Source organism: Pseudomonas sp. HLS-6, assembly GCF_002753995.1.
Lineage (GTDB): Bacteria > Pseudomonadota > Gammaproteobacteria > Pseudomonadales > Pseudomonadaceae > Aquipseudomonas > Aquipseudomonas defluvii.
The window spans coordinates 644649-663283 of sequence record NZ_CP024478.1 but is presented as its reverse complement, the minus strand read 5'-3'; the positions used below and the strand labels follow the sequence as shown (position 1 = coordinate 663283).

Below are 18635 nucleotides of genomic sequence, written 5' to 3'. Positions count from 1 at the left end.
CTGGTCGGATTGGCAGTGTAGAGGATGCGGCATGGCCCCCTGGCTCACCCTGGTAGGAATCGGCGAAGACGGCTTCAACGGCCTCGGCAAGCAAGCCCGCAGGGCGCTGCTCGGCGCTGCGCGGGTGTTTGGCAGCCCACGGCAGTTGGCCTTGCTGCCACGCTGCATCGGCGCTGAACGCGAGCCCTGGCCTAGCCCGTTTTCCTTGACGCCGTTGTTGGCGCTGCGCGGTGAAGCGGTGTGTGTATTGGCCAGTGGCGACCCCATGCTGTATGGCGTGGGCGCTAGCCTGGCACGTCAGGTCACGGCCAGTGAAATGACCGTGCTACCGGCACCGTCTTCCTGTTCGCTGGCGGCGGCCCGGCTCGGCTGGCCGCTGCAAGACGTTGTCACCCTCTCGGTCGTCGCTCGCCCGGTCGCCGCGGTGGCCGCTCACCTCTATACCGGTCAGCGCCTGCTGGTGCTGAGCAACGACGCCAGCAGCCCTGCAGCGCTGGCCGAACTGCTGCGTGCCCGAGGCTTTGGCGCCAGCCGCATGGTGGTGCTGGAGCACTTGGGTGGCCCGCTGGAGCGCCAACACGAAGGGCATGCCAATACCTGGTCCAACCCGGACGTGGCAGCACTGAATGTCGTTGCCATCGACTGCCAGGCCGACCCCGACGCGCCGCGCCTGTCGCCCTTGGCCGGCCTGCCGGATTCCGCCTTTCGTCATGATGGCCAGATCACCAAGCGCGATGTACGCGCCATCACCCTCGCCCGGCTCGCCCCGCAACCTGGCGAACTGCTCTGGGACGTTGGCGCCGGCAGCGGCTCCATCGGCATCGAATGGATGCGCGCGCATCCCAGTTGCCGGGCTCTGGCCATTGAGGCCGACGAAGGCCGCCAACAGCTGATTGAACACAACCGCGATGCACTCGGCGTACCCGGCCTGCAACTGATCCGCGGGCGCGCACCGCACGCGCTGGCAGGCCTGGAGCAGCCCGATGCAATCTTCATCGGCGGCGGTGTCACCCGTGAGGGTGTGCTGCAGCACTGCTGGAATCAGTTGCGCCCCGGGGGCCGCCTGGTCGCCAACGCCGTGACCCTGCAAAGTGAGGCCACCCTGGCCGACTGGCGTGAGCGCCACGGCGGCGAACTGACCCGTATTCACATCGCCCAGGCGCAGCCGCTGGGTGAGTTCGACACGTGGCGCCAGGCGCTCCCCATTACCCTGCTCGATCTGGTCAAACCCCTCGATGCGTGACGAAACGGCCGAACAACCCGCGCCACTGCGCAGTGGCCTGACCACCGGTAGCTGCGCCACAGCCACCAGCCTGGCGGCGGCTCGCCTGTTGCTGACGGGGCAAGCCAGTGATGCGGTGCAGATCACCCTGCCCAAGGGCAAGGTCGTGCAGATGCGCCTGGAGTTCTGCCGTTTGCTCGACGATGGCGCCGAAGCGGGAACCCTCAAGGATGCCGGTGACGACCCGGATGTCACCCACGGTGCGCTGCTCTACAGCCGCGTTCGCCTGCAAGCACAGCCGGGCGTACGGTTTGTCGCGGGCAGCGGCGTCGGCACCGTGACCCGCCCCGGGCTGGTGCTGGCGGTGGGCGAGCCAGCCATCAATCCTGTGCCTCGGAAGATGATGACTGAACACCTGCAACGGCTGGCAGAGGAAGCCGCCTACGCCGGAGGGTTTGAAGTGACTGTGAATGTCCGCGATGGCGAAAACCTCGCCTTGAAAACCATGAACCCACGCCTGGGGATTCTCGGCGGGCTGTCGATTCTCGGTACCAGCGGCATCGTCCGACCGTTTTCCTGCGCAGCCTACATCGCCTCGATTCATCAAGGCATCGATGTCGCCAGAACCAACGGTTACCTGCACATCGCAGCCTGCACCGGCAATGCCAGTGAAGACACCATGCGCCAGTACTACAACTTGCCGGAAATCGCCCTGATCGAAATGGGCGACTTCGTCGGTGCGGTGCTCAAGCACCTGCGCAAGGTGCCTGTGGACAAGCTGAGTATCTGCGGGGGGTTCGGCAAGATCAGCAAGCTGGCCGCCGGGCACATGGACCTGCACAGCCGCCACTCCAGTATCGACCTGCCACAGTTGGCCGGGTGGGCCGCTGCCATTGGTGCCGACGCCGAGCTACAGGCGGCCATCATCCAGGCCAACACCAGCCAGCAGGCGCTAGCGCTGGCTCACGCGGCGGGCGTAGCCTTGGGCGATGCCGTCTGCGCTCATGCCCGGGCCTTCGCGCAAACCATCGTCCCACCCCAGGTGCAGGTGGAAGTCTTCGCCATCGACCGCCAAGGCGGCATTGTCGGCCAGGCGGGTGTGCAATGAGCCCACGTATCCTGCTGCTCGGAGGCGTCACCGAAGCCTTGGCCATAGCGCGTCAACTGGGCCCCGAGCACGTCTACAGCCTGGCGGGGGTTGGGCGCGTGCCACAGGATCTGCCCTGCCAGGTGCGCGTTGGCGGGTACGGCGGCGCACAAGGGCTGGCGGCGTACCTACAGGCAGAAGGCATCCGCCTGCTGATCGACGCCACACACCCGTACGCCGCACAAATCAGCCACAACGCGGTTCTCGCGGCCAAGCAGGTGGGCATTCCGTGCTGGGCACTGCGTCGCACGGCCTGGCAAGCACAACCTGGAGATGACTGGCGTGAAGTGGCCGACTGGGGCGAACTGATGCAGGCGCTGGCCCCCTTCCAGCGCCCGCTGTTCACCCTGGGCCGCGAGCCGTTGCAGCACCTGGACGAGATACCGTCCCAGCAATTCTGGACCCTGCGCGCACTGGAGAGCTGCCTTGGCAACGAGCGCTGCGAAATCATCGGTGCACGCGGGCCGTTCTGCATCGACGACGAACGTGCCTTGTTTGAGCGTCGGCAGATCGACGTGCTGATCAGCAAGAACAGTGGCAGCAGCGCCACCGAGCCCAAACTGGACGTGGCTCGCGAGCGCAGGGTGCCGGTGTTGATTCTCAAGCGCCCGGCATTGCCGGAGGCAGACCGCCTGTTCTGGTCGACACAGGCATTGCTGGAGGCGCTGCGTTAAACGCCCGGTCAGTCCGGCAGGCTCAGCCTGCGGCACTTCATCGCACCCGGGCTTTTGTACTTATACTGGCACTTCTGGCTAAATGGCCAACACTCACGATTCCTGACCGGATCTTTCCATGCCACGACAACGGCTTGCCTATGCCTGGATCGCCTGCATCGCCGTATTGGTGAACATGCTGGCGATGCCGTTGTCTGCGGCAGCCTCCAAGGGGCAAGCCGAGCAACTGCTCTGGGGGGCGTTCTGCTCTGGCAGCGGTACGCAGTTGGTAGCGATTTCGCTGGGCCAGACCGAGCCCGGGCCGGCGAATGACGATCATTCCGTGATGCAGCACTGCTGGTGCTGCTCCGGATCGGCACCCGTGCTGGCGCTACCGGCACAAGCACCGCGACTGCTGTTGCCCGAACAGGCGTTTGGCATACCGCAACCCCTGTTCAGCACGCTTCAGCCAACACCGCGGCAATTGTGGCCCGCCCTCAATCCTCGTGCCCCACCTCTGGTTTGATTCTCTACGCTATCCGTTGCGAAACCGAATCGACTGGAGAACTACCATGCTATTGAAAGCCTTTGCCCTGGCCGCCCTGTTGCTGCCGGTGACGTTTGCCAACGCCCATGAATACACTAAGGGCGATCTGCACATCGCGCACCCATGGTCGCAAGAACTACCGCCCAACGCGCCCAATGTGGCGGCCTATTTCGTTGTTCACAACAAGGGCAACAACGCCGACCGCCTACTCAGCGTCGCCTCCCCCATCAGCGACAATGCCGAGCTGCACGAGCACCTGATGAAGGACGGCCTGATGAAGATGCAGCAGGTGCCTAGCGTCGTCGTTCCCGCCGGCAGCGACCTGGTCTTCGCCCCTGGCGCCTATCACGTCATGCTCATGCAACCCAAGGACCGCAGCCTGCTGCGCGACGGCAAGCGCTTTCCACTCACACTGCATTTTGAGAAAGCCGGCGATATCACGGTTGAGGTCGCGGTACAGAAGCAGCCGCCCGAAGAGGCTGCCCACAGCCATTGATCGCTGACGCGTCCCCGCGATGAGCACCTTGCGCCAACGCCAGATCCGGCCCGCATCACCTCGCGGCAGCTGGCTGAGCCTGTTCGCCATGTTGATGATCTTCATCGGCCCACTGATTTCTCAGTCGATGCCGATGGATCATCGTGCCTCCATGCCTGCGGGCATGGAGATGGCCTGTCACGAGGGTGCTCAGGCGACCAGCGCACACAAGGCCTCACCGTCACTGCACGTCCTGTGGGAGAAGTGCGGCTACTGCAGCCTGTTCTTCCACTGCCCGGCCCTGCCCCAGACGCACAGCCTGCTGGACAGCACCGTCACACCGGCCAGCACAGGGCTGATCGTCCAGCCTCGCCAAGGCCATGCCCGCCAAGCGATCTTCCCCGGCGCTCGAACCCGCGCTCCGCCTACCTCGTTTTCAGTCTGAACCCACTTGTTATCGAACTCGGCCCGGGCGTCTGCCCGAAGGTCGACGTCTGCCTTTGACTGAAAAACGTTGGAATGATTATGTCTGGCTGCACCGCTATGTTTCGTCTGTCCCTGCGCGGCACTATCGCCGTGGCCTGTGGCTCCCTGCTCAGCCCGTTCATCCTGGCCGCCGAGCAAGGCCATGAGAACCACACTCAAGACCCAGCCGAACTGAGCCCCACGGTCATCACCGCTGTGGCGCCCAGTTCACCGCTGACCGTGGTCACCAACCCCAAGGACCCTCGCCAGCCCGTACCCGCCAGCGACGGTGCCGACTACCTGAAGACCATCCCCGGGTTCTCCGCCATTCGCGCAGGCGGCACCAACGGCGACCCGGTGCTGCGCGGCATGTTCGGCTCACGCCTGAACATCCTCACCAACGGCGGCGTAATGCTCGGCGCCTGCCCAAACCGTATGGATGCGCCGACGTCCTACATCGCACCGGAAACCTACGATCGCCTGACCGTGATCAAAGGCCCGCAGACCGTCCTCTGGGGGCCGGGCGCATCAGCAGGAACCATCCTTTTCGAGCGCGAGCCCGAGCAATTCGGCGAGCTTGGCAGCCGAGTCAACGCCAGCGTGCTGGCTGGCTCCAACGGCCGCTTCGACAAGGTGCTGGACGCGGCGGCAGGCGGCCAGTTGGGCTATGTACGTGTCATCGGCAACCAATCGCACTCGGATGACTACGAGGATGGTAACGGCGATACGGTGCCGTCCCGCTGGGACAAGTGGAACGGCGACGTCGCCCTCGGCTGGACGCCAGACGCCGATACCCTGCTGGAGCTGACCGCCGGAAAGGGCGACGGTGAAGCGCGGTATGCCGGGCGAGGCATGGACGGGTCGCAGTTCAAACGCGAAAGCCTGGGCCTGCGCTTCGAGAAATCCAACCTTGGCGACGTGCTCGACAAGGTCGAAGCGCAGGTCTACTACAACTACGCCGATCACGTGATGGATAACTACAGCCTGCGTACACCGCCCACCAGCGGCATGATGGCCGGGCCGATGGTCAGCAACGTCGACCGCCGCACGATGGGTGCGCGGATCAAGGCGACCTGGCGCTGGGCCGACGTGAAGCTGATCAGCGGTATCGATGCGCAGACCAACGAACACCGCCAACGTGGCGGCATGGGCATCGATGCACACAAAGACAAACCGTGGACCAAAGATGCCGACTTCCACAACTACGGCGTGTTTGGTGAACTGACCTGGGAAACCACCCAGCAGGATCGGCTGATCACCGGCGCACGCCTGGACCGCGCCTCGGCCAAAGACTATCGCAAGACCACCTCAGGCATGATGCCGCGGCCCAACCCCACCTACGGTGACACCCGTGCCGACACCCTGCCCAGCGGTTTTGTACGCTATGAGCACGACCTCGCGGCCATCCCGGCTACCACCTACATCGGCCTCGGGCATGCCCAGCGCTTCCCGGACTACTGGGAATTGTTCTCGCCCAAATCCGGCCCTGACGGCTCGGTGAATGCCTTCGACGCGATCAAGCCAGAGAAAACCACCCAGCTCGACTTCGGTATCCAGTACCAGACCGACGTGGTCGAGGCCTGGGCCTCCGGTTATGTTGGCCAGGTGCGCGACTACATCCTGTTCGACTACACCCAGAACAGCTCCCAGGCCCAGAACATCGATGCACGGATCATGGGCGGTGAGCTCGGTGCCGCCTACAAGCTGACCTCCAACTGGAAGGCCGATGCCACCCTGGCCTACGCCTGGGGCAAGAACAGCAGCGATGGCGCGGCCCTGCCACAAATGCCTCCGTTGGAAAGCCGCCTGGGCCTGACCTACAGTCGCGATGACTGGAGTGCCGGCGCGCTGTGGCGCGTGGTAGCGGCGCAGAACCGCATTGATGAAAACAAAGGCAACGTGGTCGGCAAGGACTATGAAAAGAGTGGGGGCTTCGGCGTGTTCTCGCTCAACGGCGCTTACCGCGTGAACAAGAACCTCAAGCTCAGCACGGGCGTCGACAACCTGTTCGACAAAGCCTACGCCGAACACCTGAACCTGGCGGGTAACGCCGGCTTCGGTTATCCGGCCAATGACCCACAAGCGATCAACGAGCCGGGCCGTACGTTCTGGACCAAAGTCGACCTGAGTTTCTGATGCAGCCGGGCGCGGCTGAAAAGCCGCGCCCACACCGCTGGAGCGTGCAATGAAAATAATACAACCGTCTTTCTACAACCTGGCCTGGCGCTGGCACTTCTACGCCGGGTTGTTCGTGGCTCCGATTATGATCCTGCTGGCCATCACCGGGATCATCTACCTGTTCAAGCCACAGCTTGATCCGCTGATGTACCGTGACCTGATGGTGGTCGAAGCAGGCCATCACCGGCAAAACGCCGACGCCCTGCAACAACACGTACAACACGCCTACCCACAGGGACATGTCGGGCAGTACCTGCCAGCCCCGGCGACCGATCGCAGTGCGCAATTCGTGGTGCATGAGGGCGGGCGAGAACTGAATGTATTCATCGACCCCTACACCGGCACGATACTCGGCGCGCAGGATGCCAAGCGCAACCTGCAAGCGGTGGCCCGTGCGCTACACGGCGAGTTGATGATCGGCACGGTCGGTGACCGCGTGGTTGAATTGGCCGCAGGCTGGGGCATCGTCCTGGTGGTGTCTGGGCTGTACCTGTGGTGGCCACGCGGCAAAGCTTCGGCTGGCGTGCTGTGGCCGCGCCTGGGCGCACGCGGGCGTCTGTTCTGGCGCGACCTGCATGCCGTCAGCGGTTTCTGGGGCTCAGCCTTGCTGTTGCTGATGTTACTCAGTGGCATGACCTGGACCGGCTTCTGGGGCAAACAATACGCCGACCTGTGGAACCGCTTTCCGTCGGCCATGTGGAACGACGTACCGCAGTCCGACCAGCAGGCCCGCACCCTCAACAACGCCAACCGGCAGACCGTGCCTTGGGCCGTGGAGAACACGCCAATGCCACAATCCGGCGCGCACGCTGAACATGCCGGTCACATGGCCGCCAACTCGGCGCCCGCGTTGCCACAGGTAAGCCTGCAACAGGTCGAAGACATCGCCACTGCGCGCCAGGTTGAACCGGGCTACAGCATCACCCTGCCGAGCACGGCCGAAGGTGTTTTCACCATTGCCGTGTTCGCCGACGACCCGCGTAACGACGCCACCCTGCATGTCGACCAATACACCGGCAAGGTGCTGGTGGATGTGCGCTGGCAGGATTACAACAGCGTTGCCCGAGCCACTGAGCTGGGGGTGATGTTGCACGAGGGCAAATTGTTTGGCCTGGTCAACCAGCTCATCGTATTGCTGATCTGCCTGATGATCCTGCTGGGCTCGGTCAGCGGGCTGGTGATCTGGTGGAAACGCCGACCTCAGGGCGGGCTGGGCGTACCGCCCCTGCGGCATGACCTGCCGCGCTGGAAATCAGCCACCGTGATCATGCTCGGCCTGGGCATTGCCTTCCCGCTGGTGGGTGCCTCGATGCTGGTGGTATGGCTGCTGGACCGAGGGCTGGGCCGTCGCGTCCTGGCACCCGCAACCTGACCTCGGGCCAGCCCAACTTAGTTCCGGCCTCAATACCAGCCATGAGCCATTCCTGTGCAATCGCCCCCGTAACGAGCGTACCGGGGCGTCATCACAGTGCATTCCATTTGCCCCTGAACCTGTAAACACGCAGCCCACCAGCCTGTACACAAGTCGGCACAGCGCTTGCTAACGCTCTCTCCTGAAGTCGCCATCTGCCAAACAGAACAATCGAATTCAATGGAGAGAGCACTATGAAGCGTCGCAGTCTGATCAAGGCCTTTACCCTGAGCGCATCCATCGCCGCGATGGGCTTGAGCTGGAGTATCCAGGCCGCCGAGACCATCAAGGTCGGCATCCTGCATTCGCTGTCGGGAACCATGGCGATTTCCGAGACGTCGCTCAAGGACATGGCGCTGATGACCATCGAACAGATCAACGCCAAGGGTGGGGTCAATGGCAAGTTGCTGGAACCTGTCGTGGTCGACCCGGCCTCGAATTGGCCGCTGTTCGCCGAGAAGAGCCGCCAACTGCTGACCCAGGACAAGGTCGCCGTGGTATTCGGCTGCTGGACATCGGTATCGCGCAAATCCGTGCTGCCGGTGTTCGAGGAGCTCAACGGCCTGCTGTTCTACCCCGTGCAATATGAAGGCGAGGAAATGTCACCGAACGTCTTCTACACCGGTGCAGCGCCGAACCAGCAGGCCATTCCGGCGGTGGAGTACCTGATGAGTGAAGAAGGCGGCGCGGCCAAGCGCTACTTCCTGCTTGGCACCGATTACGTCTACCCACGCACCACCAACAAGATTCTGCGCGCCTTCCTGCACAGCAAGGGCGTGGCCGACAAGGACATCGAAGAGGTCTACACGCCGTTCGGGCACAGCGATTACCAGACCATCGTCGCCAACATCAAGAAGTTCTCCGCAGGCGGCAAGACCGCAGTGATCTCCACCGTCAATGGCGACTCCAACGTGCCGTTCTACAAGGAACTGGCCAACCAGGGCCTGAAAGCGACCGACGTACCGGTCGTGGCTTTCTCGGTGGGCGAAGAAGAACTGCGCGGCATCGACACCAAACCGCTGGTCGGGCACCTGGCCGCCTGGAACTACTTCGAGTCAGTGGAAAACCCGGTGAACAGCCAGTTCGTCGCCGACTGGAAGGCCTATGCCAAAGCGAAGAACCTGCCAGGTGCCGACAAGGCCGTGACCAATGACCCGATGGAAGCCACCTATGTTGGCATTCACATGTGGGCACAGGCCGTGGAAAAGGCCAAGTCCACCGACGTCGACAAGGTCCGCGAAGCCTTGGCCGGCCAGAGCTTCAAGGCACCGTCGGGCTTCACCTTGACCATGGACAAGAGCAACCACCACCTGCACAAGCCGGTCATGATCGGCGAGATCCAGGACGACGGTCAGTTCAACGTGGTCTGGCAGACCGAGCAACCGCTGCGCGCGCAACCCTGGAGCCCCTTTATCCCTGGCAACGACAAGCGCCCGGACTATGCAGTGAAGGGCAACTGAGTAGTCCCTCCCTGCAGGTACTGGCACAGCCGGTGCCTGCAGGCCCTCCTCAAGAGACATCACTATGCTCACTGCCGTGTACCGTTTGATCATCGGCCTCGCCTTGCTGCTGCCCCTGGCCGCAGAGGCTGGCGATGCCGACTATTTCGTCGCTGCCAACACTACCGAACAGGCCCGCCTGCTGCAGGCGTGGGCGGCACAACCCGACCCGGCCCGGCTGGCGCTGCTCACGTCGTTGCAGCAAGGCCGCATCAGCCCGGACGACAGCCGCAAGTTGCGCCTGAACAACCGTCTGCGCGGTCTGCTGGATAACGCACTGGCCAGCCATCAACTGCTGGTCGAGGATCCCCGCGTACGGCTCAGTGCCGCGCAACAGTTGCAGAAAAGTGCGCAGCCGGCCCAGGTTGCCTTTCTCGACCGCCGTTTCGCCAGCGAAGCAGACAGCGCCGTGCACGCGGCCCTCGGCCTGGCCTTGGCCAATCTGCAACTGGCCGCCAGCGACCCGGCGGTGCGTCTGGCCGCTGTACGCCTGCTCGGCGAGACCGGCGACCCAATGGCCCGCACCCGCCTGGAGAGCCTGCTTGACCCGGCGGTAGAAACCCATGAGGCCGTGCGCACCGCCGCTGAAACCAGCCTGGCCCAAGTCAAGCGCAAGCTGTTGATCGGTGAACTGCTCGGCCAGGCCTTCAGTGGCCTGTCACTCGGCTCGATCCTGTTGCTGGCAGCGCTGGGCCTGGCGATTACCTTCGGCCTGTTGGGCGTGATCAACATGGCCCACGGCGAGATGCTGATGCTTGGCGCCTACTCGACCTATGTCGTGCAGGTACTCGTGCAGCGCCTGGTGCCCGAGGCACTACCGTTCTATCCGTTGCTGGCACTGCCGGTGGCGTTCTGCGTCAGTGCCGGGGTCGGCATGCTGCTGGAGCGCACGGTGATTCGTCACTTGTATGGTCGCCCGCTGGAAACCCTGCTCGCGACCTGGGGCATCAGCCTGATGCTGATTCAGGCAGTCCGCCTGCTGTTCGGCGCGCAGAACGTCGAGGTCGCCAACCCGGCCTGGCTGTCTGGCGGGCTGCAGGTATTGCCTAACCTGGTGCTGCCGTACAGCCGCCTGGTGATCATCGGCTTCGCCCTGTTCGTGGTACTGCTGACCTGGTTGCTGCTCAACCGCACACGCCTTGGCCTGAACGTGCGGGCGGTGACACAGAACCGCAACATGGCCGCCTGCTGCGGCGTACCCACCGGGCGTGTGGACATGCTCGCCTTCGGCCTTGGTTCGGGCATCGCCGGCCTCGGCGGCGTAGCCCTGAGCCAGATCGGCAACGTCGGCCCGGACCTCGGCCAGAGCTACATCATCGACTCGTTCCTGGTGGTGGTGCTTGGCGGCGTCGGGCAATTGGCCGGCAGCCTCTGGGCGGCCTTCGGCCTGGGCGTGGCCAACAAACTGCTGGAGCCGCAGATCGGTGCGGTACTCGGCAAGATCCTGATCCTTGCGCTGATCATTCTGTTCATCCAGAAACGCCCGCAAGGCCTCTTTGCACTCAAGGGACGGGTAATCGACTGATGAACCAGCCACTCTTGATCCGCGCCACACAGAAAGCCGGGCTGCGCCTCTCGCTGGCCGTCGGCGCTGCGGTACTGCTAACCCTGCTGGCACTGCCGCTACTGTCACTGCTGCCCGACGGCCACAGCCTGCAGGTATCGGCCTACACCCTGACCCTGGTCGGCAAAATCCTCTGCTATGCCATCGTTGCCCTGGCGCTGGACCTGGTCTGGGGCTATGCCGGCCTGCTCTCCCTCGGTCACGGGCTGTTTTTTGCCCTGGGCGGTTACGCCATGGGCATGTACCTGATGCGCGAAGCGGCCGGTGACAGCCTGCCGGCCTTCATGACCTTCCTGTCCTGGAGCGAACTGCCCTGGTACTGGGCCGGCACCCAGCACTTCGCCTGGGCGCTGTGCCTGGTGGTATTGGCACCCGGGCTGCTGGCGCTGGTGTTCGGCTTCTTCGCTTTTCGTTCGCGCATCAAGGGCGTGTACTTCTCGATCATGACCCAAGCCCTGACGTTCGCCGGGATGCTGCTGTTTTTCCGCAACGAGACCGGCTTTGGCGGCAACAACGGCTTCACCAGTTTCCGCAGCATTCTGGGCTTCGACATCACCGCCCAGGGCACCCGCGCCGTGCTGTTTCTGCTGACCGTCGCGCTATTGCTGGCCAGCCTCTACATCGGCTGGCGGCTGGCGCGCAGCAAGTTCGGCCGGGTTCTGACCGCCCTGCGCGATGCTGAAAACCGCTTGATGTTCTGCGGTTACGACCCCCGTGGTTTCAAACTCTTCGTCTGGGTGCTCAGCGCCGTGCTGTGCGGCCTGGCCGGCGCCCTGTACGTGCCACAGGTGGGCATCATCAATCCCAGTGAAATGTCACCGACCAACTCCATCGAAGCGGCGGTGTGGGTCGCCCTTGGCGGGCGCGGCACCTTGATCGGGCCGCTGCTCGGTGCCGGTCTGGTCAACGGCATGAAGAGCTGGTTCACCGTGGCGTTTCCGGAGTTCTGGCTGTTCTTCCTCGGGGCACTGTTCATTCTGGTCACCCTGTACCTGCCCAAGGGCGTGGTCGGCCTGCTGAAGAAAAGAGGCGAACAATGAGAACGACACCACTGCCGGTGGTTCATCCGGAATTCATGCTCGAGCCCATCCTGGACGCCGGCAGCGGGCGCGATGCCATTGGCCTCGGCCAACGTCGCGGCGAAGGGCTGGAGGTGCGCCACGGCACGGTACTGACACTGGAAGATATCAGCGTCAGCTTCGATGGCTTCAAGGCCCTCAACAGCCTCAACCTGTACATCGGTGTCGGCGAGTTGCGCTGCATCATTGGCCCCAACGGGGCGGGCAAGACCACCTTGATGGACGTGATTACCGGCAAGACCCGCCCCAACACCGGCAACGCCTGGTTCGGCGATACCCTGGACCTGACCCGCATGAGCGAGGTGCAAATCGCTCAAGCCGGCATCGGGCGCAAGTTCCAGAAACCAACGGTGTTCGAGGCGTTGAGCGTGTTCGAGAACCTTGAGCTGGCGCAGAAGAACGACAAATCGGTGTGGGCCTGCCTTGGCGCGCACCTGCGTGCTGAGCAGCGCGACCGGATCGACGAGGTGCTCAAGACCATCCGCCTCGACGGCTCAGCCCTGCGCCCTGCGGGCCTGCTTTCCCACGGCCAGAAACAGTTTCTGGAGATCGGCATGCTGCTGATGCAGGACCCGCAACTGCTGCTGCTCGACGAGCCCGTGGCGGGCATGACCGACGCGGAAACCGAGTTCACCGCCGAGCTGTTCAAGGGCCTGGCGGGCAAGCACTCGCTGATGGTGGTCGAGCACGACATGGGCTTCGTCGGTGCCATTGCTGACCACGTCACGGTACTGCACCAGGGCAGCGTGCTGGCCGAAGGCTCACTGGAACAGGTACAGGCCGATGACCGGGTCATCGAGGTGTATCTGGGCCGCTAGGAGATTGCCATGCTGAAAGTCGATTCGCTTCATCAATACTACGGCGGTAGCCACATCCTGCGCGGCCTGTCATTCGAGGCCAAGGTCGGTGAGGTGACCTGCCTGCTGGGCCGCAACGGTGTCGGCAAGACCACCCTGCTGCGCTGCCTGATGGGCCTGCTGCCGGTTCGCGAAGGCACGGTGCAGTGGGAGCATAACCCCATCACTGCACTCAAGCCGCATCAACGGGTAGAGGCTGGCATTGCCTACGTGCCTCAGGGGCGCGAGATCTTCCCACGCCTGAGCGTGGAGGAAAACCTGTTGATGGGGCTCTCTCGCTTCAGTGCCAAAGAGGCCAAAAGCGTACCGGCGTTCATCTATGAGCTGTTCCCGGTACTGCTACAAATGAAACACCGTCGTGGCGGCGACCTATCCGGTGGCCAACAACAGCAATTGGCGATTGGCCGGGCGCTGGCCAGCCGCCCTCGCCTGTTGATCCTCGATGAGCCCACCGAAGGTATCCAGCCCTCGGTGATCAAGGAAATCGGTGCGGTGATCCGCACCCTGGCAGCGCGTGGCGACATGGCGATCCTGCTGGTGGAGCAGTTCTATGACTTCGCCGCCGAACTCGCCGATCAGTACCTGGTGATGTCTCGGGGCGAGATCGTCCAGCAGGGTCGCGGCAAAAACATGGAGGCCGAGGGTGTACGCGGGCTGGTAACCATTTAACCTGAACAACTGCCTTACGCCTTGAGAACCTGCCATGACCTACCTGATCCGCGATGCCGTTCACGCCGACCTGCCGGGCATCCGTGATATCTACAACGACGCCGTGCTGAACACCACGGCGATCTGGAACGAACAACCGGTCGACCTGGACAACCGCCGGGCCTGGTACGAGGCGCGCCAAACGCAGCAGTACCCGATCCTGGTGGCCGTCGACGCAGCCGGTGAGGTGCTAGGCTACTCATCATTCGGTGACTGGCGTCCTTTCGAAGGGTTTCGCCACACGGTCGAGCATTCGGTCTACATCCGCGCCGATCAACGTGGCAAAGGCCTCGGCCCGGCCTTGATGCAGGCCTTGATCGGACGTGCACGGGCCTGCGGCAAACATGTGATGGTGGCGGCTATCGAAAGCGGCAACCAGGCGTCGATTCACCTGCATGAACGCCTGGGTTTCACCCTGAACGGAAACATGCCTCAGGTGGGCGTGAAGTTTGGCCGCTGGCTGGACCTGACCTTCATGCAATTGATCCTCAACCCGGGTGCACAGCCCATGGAGTGACCGCTGATGAACGCTGCCCAATTACACCGCGTGACCCACGAAAGTTTTGCGCATTACCGCGACGGCCTGGTGGCGCTGTTGCTTGACGCGGTTCGTCAGGGCGCATCGGTTGGTTTTCTCGCGGATATCGACGCCCAGCAGGCCAACAACTACTTCGACGAGGTCAAGGCACGCCTGACCACGGGTGAGTTGCTGCTGTGGGTCGTGAGCAAGGACAAGGATGTGCTGGGCAGTGTTCAACTCGGTTTGTGCCAGAAGCCCAATGGCCTTAACCGTGCCGAAGTGCAGAAGTTGTTGGTGCATGGCAATGCTCGCCGACGCGGGCTGGGCCAGCAGTTGATGCAGGCGCTGGAGCACACGGCGCGCAAGGAACGGCGCGGTCTGCTGTACCTGGACACCGAGGCGGGCTCGGAGGCAGAGGCGTTTTACCGGTCCCAGGGCTACATCCGTGCCGGTGAAATCCCGGACTATGCCTGTGGGCCGGACGGCACCTACCGACCGACAGCGTTGTATTACAAATTACTGTAACCGGCAGCCTGCGTCGTCGAAGCGCCGACACAGCTGGCGCGACGCCCGGGCCACAAGCTCAGACCTTTAAAAAGCGTCCCAGGCGCTGCCTGAGCATGCTGTTTTCGCTGCGTAACTGCTGCACTTCCTCCAGCAGCTCCAGCGCCAGCGCTACGCCCTCCCACTCCAGGCCAAGGTCGCGCTGCAATTTCGCTGCGCGCCTGGCCAGGACCGACGCCTGTTCGTCGAACAGCCATTCCTCCGGCGTTCGCCCTGACGGTTCAACGATGCCGTGTTCGACTATTTCGATCACATAGGCCGCCGGTAGATCGGCTTCCTGACAAAAGGTCTGCATGTCCAGTTGAACGATCAGGGTGCTCATAATCAGCTACTCCATTGTGCTCTCGGATTAAACCCGGCCTTCTCCGACAGTTTGGTCCACAGTTCGCGGGTGGCGGCATCGGACTGGCTTGGCATCACCACCTTCAACTGCGCATAGAGGTCGCCACGCTCGCCCTGCTTGTTGGCCAGGCCCATGCCCTTGACCCGCAGGCGCTGACCGCTCTGGCTGTCCGGACGAATGGTCAGGTTGATCTTGCCGGTCAGGGTCGGTACGGCCACCTTGGTACCCAGCGCCGCCTCCCACGGTGCCAGCGGCACGGTAATGATCAGGTCATGGCCTTCGACATCGAACAGCGGGTGCGGTGCCATGCGGATGGTCAGGTACAGGTCGCCACTTGCGCCACCACCAATACCCGGCGCCCCCTGGCCCTTGAGGCGGATGCGCTCACCGTCGGTGACACCGGCGGGAATTTTCACGTTCAGCGTCTTGGTGGTGTCACCGGTGCGCTGACCATGGCCGTTGTACTGCGGCACCTTGAAGCTGATCTGCTTCGACTCGCTGGCCAGGGACTCTTCAAGGAAAATCGCCAGTTCCATTTCCACGTCTTGCCCTCGCCGACCAGCGCTGCGTTGCTGCTGACCACGGCCAAACGGGCTGCCGTTGCCACGCCCGCCAGCACCGAAGATAGAGCTGAAAAACTCGGAGAAGTCGCCACCGGCAAAACCGCCACCGGCCCCGGCACCACCACGACTTTCCCAGCCCGGCGGCCCCTGGAACGGTCGACCATGCTGACCGTACTTGCGCAACTCATCGTACTCGGCGCGTTTTTCCGGGCTGCTGAGCGCCTCATAGGCCTCGTTGGCCTCCTTGAATTTTTCCTCGGCGTCACGCTCCTTGCTGACGTCAGGGTGATATTTGCGCGCAAGCTTGCGGTAGGCGGTCTTGATCGCCTTGTCATCCGCTGTCGGCTCTACGCCCAAAATCTTGTAATAGTCTTTGAAGTCCATCTAAGGAATCACCATCAGTTATCGAATGCATCACTGCTTATAGAGATTGGGGTCAAGCATAGCCTTTCAAGACGCACTGCGGTTTGCTCCCGGACAGATATTCGGTCTTGATTCTGCCGGTGGCTGGCATAAACTGCGCGGCCGTTTTTCCCCCGGAACCGCATTCCATGAATCACGCATCCCCGGCCCGTGCCTGCGGCATCGACTTCGGCACCTCCAACTCCACCGTCGGCTGGCATCGCCCTGGCGTGGAGTCGCTGATCGCCCTGGAGGACGGCAAGATCACCCTGCCGTCGGTCGTTTTCTTCAACCTTGAAGAACGCCGCCCGGCCTATGGTCGGCTGGCCCTGCACGAGTACCTGGAAGGCTATGAAGGCCGCCTGATGCGTTCGCTGAAGAGCCTGCTGGGCTCCAAGCTGATCAAGCACGACACCAGCGTACTCGGCACTGCCCTGCCGTTCAAAGACCTGCTGGGGATGTTCATTGGCGAGCTGAAGAAGCGTGCAGAGGCCAACGCCGGCCGAGCCTTCGACGAAGTGGTACTGGGCCGCCCGGTGCATTTCGTCGATGACGACCCGGTGGCCGACCAGGAAGCCGAAGACACCCTGGCCGAAGTGGCCCGCAAGATCGGCTTCAAGGAAGTCTCATTCCAGTACGAGCCCATCGCGGCAGCATTCGACTACGAGTCGAGCATCAGCGGTGAAGAGCTGGTGCTGATCGTCGACATCGGCGGTGGTACCTCGGACTTCTCCCTGGTGCGCCTGGCACCGGAGCGGCACATGCTCGATGACCGGCACAGCGACATTCTCGCCACCGGCGGTGTCCATATTGGCGGTACCGACTTTGACAAGCAACTGAGCCTGCAAGGCGTCATGCCGCTGTTCGGTTATGGCAGCCGCATGAAGAGCCAGGCGCTGATGCCTACCAGCTATCACCTGAACCTGGCCACCTGGCACACGATCAACTCGGTGTACTCGCAAAAGTCCCAATTGGCCCTGGGCAGCATGCGCTACGACATCGAAGACACCGGTGGCATCGACCGCCTGTTCAAGCTGATCGAACAGCGCGCCGGACACTGGCTGGCCATGGAAGTGGAAGAAACCAAGATTGAACTGACCCACGCCGACAACCGCCGCGTTGACCTTGGCCGAATCGAGTCGGGGCTGGACGTGAACCTCACTCGCGCCCTGTTCGAAGCCTCTATCGAAAACCTGCTGGAGCGCGTGCGTGGCAGTGTCGATGAGCTGCTGGGCAAGGCCGGTGTCAGTGTCGAACAGGTCGATACGGTGTTCTTCACCGGCGGTTCCAGCGGCATCCCGGCGCTGCGCCAAAGCGTGGCAGCGATGCTGCCCAATGCTCGCCATGTCGAAGGCAACATCTTCGGCAGTATCGGCAGCGGCCTGGCGATCGAGGCACGCAAGCGCTACGGCTAACAGCCGCCACACGCACATCAATGCCCAAGGACGGGATCTTCACAAGGAACGGAAATGATGAACATGCGCGTACTGACCCTTGTCTTCACGCTAGCTCTGACCGGCTGCAAGGACACACTCCTGACCCTGCATTTTCAAACGCCGGTACACAGCCACGACCTCTACAAAGCGGTCAATGACACCTATCTCAATTCGCTCTATACCGCGATCAATGCCCGTGGCATTGATCCTGAACAGGTCGAACTGGAGCTGGACGAAAACGACAACAGGGTCATTCATCTGAAGGTGAGCGACTCGCTGGGCGCCGAACAACGTGCGACCCTGCAAGCGTTGTTCGAGGAAATTCCAAAGGCACGCGCAGCCACCTCCTGGGAGGTCGACATGGTGCTGGAGCCGGATGCCAAGGAAGCTGCTGGCTTGAGTACGCAGGAGCGGCAACGGCTGAACCACTTCACGCAACCGATCAGCCTGACGCTGAAACTCGATCCGCAACTGAAAATGTACGCCAGCGCCTCAGCGGCGGAACGTCGACAAGCCCGCCTGAACGGCACTGAAGTGGAAACCGAAATGGACTGCCATTTCTCTGCGGATGTCTCGGGCCCCGCGCCGTTCAAATTGCTGGGGATCACCCAACTGCCCGGCAGCCCACCGGAACGTGCACTGCTGCGCTACTCACGGAACACGGGCTACCCGCCTGCAGAAATTCCCGCACATTTCCTGTTCAAGGACGCCTCCTTGCGGCAAAAGATCGAGCGCGGCGAAGTCAGGCCCTGGCAGGAAACCGTCATACTGGACGCAAACCCAGCGGCCGGTTTCACCTTGTCACTGGAGTACGCCAGGCTCGGCAGGCATCGGCTATGGCTGGACCAGCGCCCAGATTGGCGGATGTACAGGCTGAGCGAAGACTGCGAAAACATCATCGCCTTCATCGGTCGCCCCTTCTCGCTGTTTGCCGGTAAGGGGATCGACCGGCTTGAGCGAGTCACCACCCCGTAGGCGCGGGCAACATGCCTGCCATGACGA

Annotated in this window: 19 protein-coding genes; 17 read left to right on the top strand and 2 right to left on the bottom strand. The window is 62.9% G+C overall.

The features are described 5' to 3' along the window. The first annotated feature begins 31 nt into the window (after positions 1–31). From CS390_RS02935 to CS390_RS02865, 15 genes are all read left to right on the top strand, one after another. A complete protein-coding gene (locus tag CS390_RS02935; RefSeq protein ID WP_065757931.1) occupies positions 32–1243 on the top strand; it encodes a bifunctional cobalt-precorrin-7 (C(5))-methyltransferase/cobalt-precorrin-6B (C(15))-methyltransferase in 1212 nt (403 codons plus the stop codon). Then, positions 1236–2330, top strand: a complete 1095-nt coding sequence (locus CS390_RS02930; RefSeq protein WP_065757930.1) for a cobalt-precorrin-5B (C(1))-methyltransferase — start codon at positions 1236–1238, stop codon at positions 2328–2330. The genes CS390_RS02935 and CS390_RS02930 overlap by 8 nt, the downstream gene beginning before the upstream one ends. Then, complete coding sequence (locus tag CS390_RS02925) at positions 2327–3043, top strand: cobalt-precorrin-6A reductase (RefSeq protein WP_099773427.1); 717 nt, start codon at positions 2327–2329, stop codon at positions 3041–3043. Before CS390_RS02930 ends, CS390_RS02925 begins: the two co-directional genes overlap by 4 nt. 118 nt (positions 3044–3161) lie before the next feature. Then, positions 3162–3548, top strand: coding sequence for a DUF2946 domain-containing protein (locus CS390_RS02920; RefSeq protein WP_099773426.1), 387 nt, complete (start codon positions 3162–3164; stop codon positions 3546–3548). A gap of 46 nt (positions 3549–3594) precedes the next feature. Next, positions 3595–4065, top strand: coding sequence for a copper chaperone PCu(A)C (locus CS390_RS02915; protein ID WP_065757927.1), 471 nt, complete (start codon positions 3595–3597; stop codon positions 4063–4065). Between the two features lie 19 nt (positions 4066–4084). Next, positions 4085–4489, top strand: coding sequence for a DUF2946 domain-containing protein (locus tag CS390_RS02910; protein WP_065757926.1), 405 nt, complete (start codon positions 4085–4087; stop codon positions 4487–4489). Positions 4490–4569: 80 nt separating this feature from the next. Further along, entirely contained in the window at positions 4570–6645 is a 2076-nt protein-coding gene (locus CS390_RS02905) for a TonB-dependent copper receptor (protein WP_065757925.1), read from the top strand. Between the two features lie 49 nt (positions 6646–6694). After that, a complete protein-coding gene (locus tag CS390_RS02900) occupies positions 6695–8059 on the top strand; it encodes a PepSY domain-containing protein (RefSeq protein WP_099773425.1) in 1365 nt (454 codons plus the stop codon). Between the two features lie 233 nt (positions 8060–8292). Beyond that, positions 8293–9558 (top strand): urea ABC transporter substrate-binding protein, encoded by a 1266-nt coding sequence (gene urtA / locus CS390_RS02895; protein ID WP_065757923.1) that lies wholly within the window; start codon positions 8293–8295, stop codon positions 9556–9558. 64 nt (positions 9559–9622) lie between these two features. Continuing rightward, positions 9623–11122 carry an urea ABC transporter permease subunit UrtB gene (gene urtB, locus CS390_RS02890; protein WP_099773424.1) on the top strand — a complete coding sequence of 500 codons (1500 nt, stop codon included), beginning with the start codon at positions 9623–9625 and terminating at the stop codon, positions 11120–11122. Continuing rightward, positions 11122–12201 (top strand): urea ABC transporter permease subunit UrtC, encoded by a 1080-nt coding sequence (urtC, locus tag CS390_RS02885; RefSeq protein WP_065757921.1) that lies wholly within the window; start codon positions 11122–11124, stop codon positions 12199–12201. Before urtB ends, urtC begins: the two co-directional genes overlap by 1 nt. Beyond that, a complete protein-coding gene (urtD, locus tag CS390_RS02880) occupies positions 12198–13058 on the top strand; it encodes an urea ABC transporter ATP-binding protein UrtD (RefSeq protein ID WP_065757920.1) in 861 nt (286 codons plus the stop codon). Before urtC ends, urtD begins: the two co-directional genes overlap by 4 nt. A gap of 9 nt (positions 13059–13067) precedes the next feature. Next, entirely contained in the window at positions 13068–13766 is a 699-nt protein-coding gene (gene urtE, locus CS390_RS02875; protein ID WP_065757919.1) for an urea ABC transporter ATP-binding subunit UrtE, read from the top strand. A 34-nt stretch (positions 13767–13800) separates the two neighbouring features. Further along, the gene (locus CS390_RS02870; RefSeq protein WP_099773423.1) at positions 13801–14322 is read left to right on the top strand and encodes a GNAT family N-acetyltransferase; all 522 of its coding nucleotides are present in this window, start codon (positions 13801–13803) and stop codon (positions 14320–14322) included. A gap of 6 nt (positions 14323–14328) precedes the next feature. Beyond that, on the top strand, positions 14329–14850 hold the full coding sequence (locus tag CS390_RS02865) for an N-acetyltransferase (protein WP_065757917.1): 522 nt from the start codon (positions 14329–14331) through the stop codon (positions 14848–14850). Between the two features lie 58 nt (positions 14851–14908). Here the strand turns inward: CS390_RS02865 and CS390_RS02860 are convergent, their stop codons facing one another. Further along, positions 14909–15214, bottom strand: coding sequence for a chaperone modulator CbpM (locus CS390_RS02860; protein WP_065757916.1), 306 nt, complete (start codon positions 15212–15214; stop codon positions 14909–14911). Further along, positions 15214–16179 (bottom strand): curved DNA-binding protein, encoded by a 966-nt coding sequence (gene cbpA / locus CS390_RS02855; protein ID WP_065757915.1) that lies wholly within the window; start codon positions 16177–16179, stop codon positions 15214–15216. Before cbpA ends, CS390_RS02860 begins: the two co-directional genes overlap by 1 nt. Positions 16180–16346: 167 nt before the next feature. On the opposite strand from cbpA, the gene CS390_RS02850 reads away from it, so the two are divergent. Next, positions 16347–17612 (top strand): Hsp70 family protein, encoded by a 1266-nt coding sequence (locus tag CS390_RS02850; protein ID WP_065757914.1) that lies wholly within the window; start codon positions 16347–16349, stop codon positions 17610–17612. Positions 17613–17666: 54 nt separating this feature from the next. Further along, positions 17667–18608 carry a hypothetical protein gene (locus CS390_RS02845; protein WP_065757913.1) on the top strand — a complete coding sequence of 314 codons (942 nt, stop codon included), beginning with the start codon at positions 17667–17669 and terminating at the stop codon, positions 18606–18608. Positions 18609–18635 lie beyond the last annotated feature (27 nt).

Excerpts from the sequence above, each read along its gene's own strand:
- CS390_RS02935 (WP_065757931.1), top strand. The coding sequence starts at position 32 with ATGGCCCCCTGGCTCACCCTGGTAGGAATCGGCGAAGACGGCTTCAAC.
- CS390_RS02930 (WP_065757930.1), top strand. The coding sequence starts at position 1,236 with ATGCGTGACGAAACGGCCGAACAACCCGCGCCACTGCGCAGTGGCCTG.
- CS390_RS02925 (WP_099773427.1), top strand. The coding sequence starts at position 2,327 with ATGAGCCCACGTATCCTGCTGCTCGGAGGCGTCACCGAAGCCTTGGCC.
- CS390_RS02920 (WP_099773426.1), top strand. The coding sequence starts at position 3,162 with ATGCCACGACAACGGCTTGCCTATGCCTGGATCGCCTGCATCGCCGTA.
- CS390_RS02915 (WP_065757927.1), top strand. The coding sequence starts at position 3,595 with ATGCTATTGAAAGCCTTTGCCCTGGCCGCCCTGTTGCTGCCGGTGACG.
- CS390_RS02910 (WP_065757926.1), top strand. The coding sequence starts at position 4,085 with ATGAGCACCTTGCGCCAACGCCAGATCCGGCCCGCATCACCTCGCGGC.
- CS390_RS02905 (WP_065757925.1), top strand. The coding sequence starts at position 4,570 with ATGTCTGGCTGCACCGCTATGTTTCGTCTGTCCCTGCGCGGCACTATC.
- CS390_RS02900 (WP_099773425.1), top strand. The coding sequence starts at position 6,695 with ATGAAAATAATACAACCGTCTTTCTACAACCTGGCCTGGCGCTGGCAC.
- urtA (WP_065757923.1), top strand. The coding sequence starts at position 8,293 with ATGAAGCGTCGCAGTCTGATCAAGGCCTTTACCCTGAGCGCATCCATC.
- urtB (WP_099773424.1), top strand. The coding sequence starts at position 9,623 with ATGCTCACTGCCGTGTACCGTTTGATCATCGGCCTCGCCTTGCTGCTG.
- urtC (WP_065757921.1), top strand. The coding sequence starts at position 11,122 with ATGAACCAGCCACTCTTGATCCGCGCCACACAGAAAGCCGGGCTGCGC.
- urtD (WP_065757920.1), top strand. The coding sequence starts at position 12,198 with ATGAGAACGACACCACTGCCGGTGGTTCATCCGGAATTCATGCTCGAG.
- urtE (WP_065757919.1), top strand. The coding sequence starts at position 13,068 with ATGCTGAAAGTCGATTCGCTTCATCAATACTACGGCGGTAGCCACATC.
- CS390_RS02870 (WP_099773423.1), top strand. The coding sequence starts at position 13,801 with ATGACCTACCTGATCCGCGATGCCGTTCACGCCGACCTGCCGGGCATC.
- CS390_RS02865 (WP_065757917.1), top strand. The coding sequence starts at position 14,329 with ATGAACGCTGCCCAATTACACCGCGTGACCCACGAAAGTTTTGCGCAT.
- cbpA (WP_065757915.1), bottom strand. The coding sequence starts at position 16,179 with ATGGACTTCAAAGACTATTACAAGATTTTGGGCGTAGAGCCGACAGCG.
- CS390_RS02850 (WP_065757914.1), top strand. The coding sequence starts at position 16,347 with ATGAATCACGCATCCCCGGCCCGTGCCTGCGGCATCGACTTCGGCACC.
- CS390_RS02845 (WP_065757913.1), top strand. The coding sequence starts at position 17,667 with ATGATGAACATGCGCGTACTGACCCTTGTCTTCACGCTAGCTCTGACC.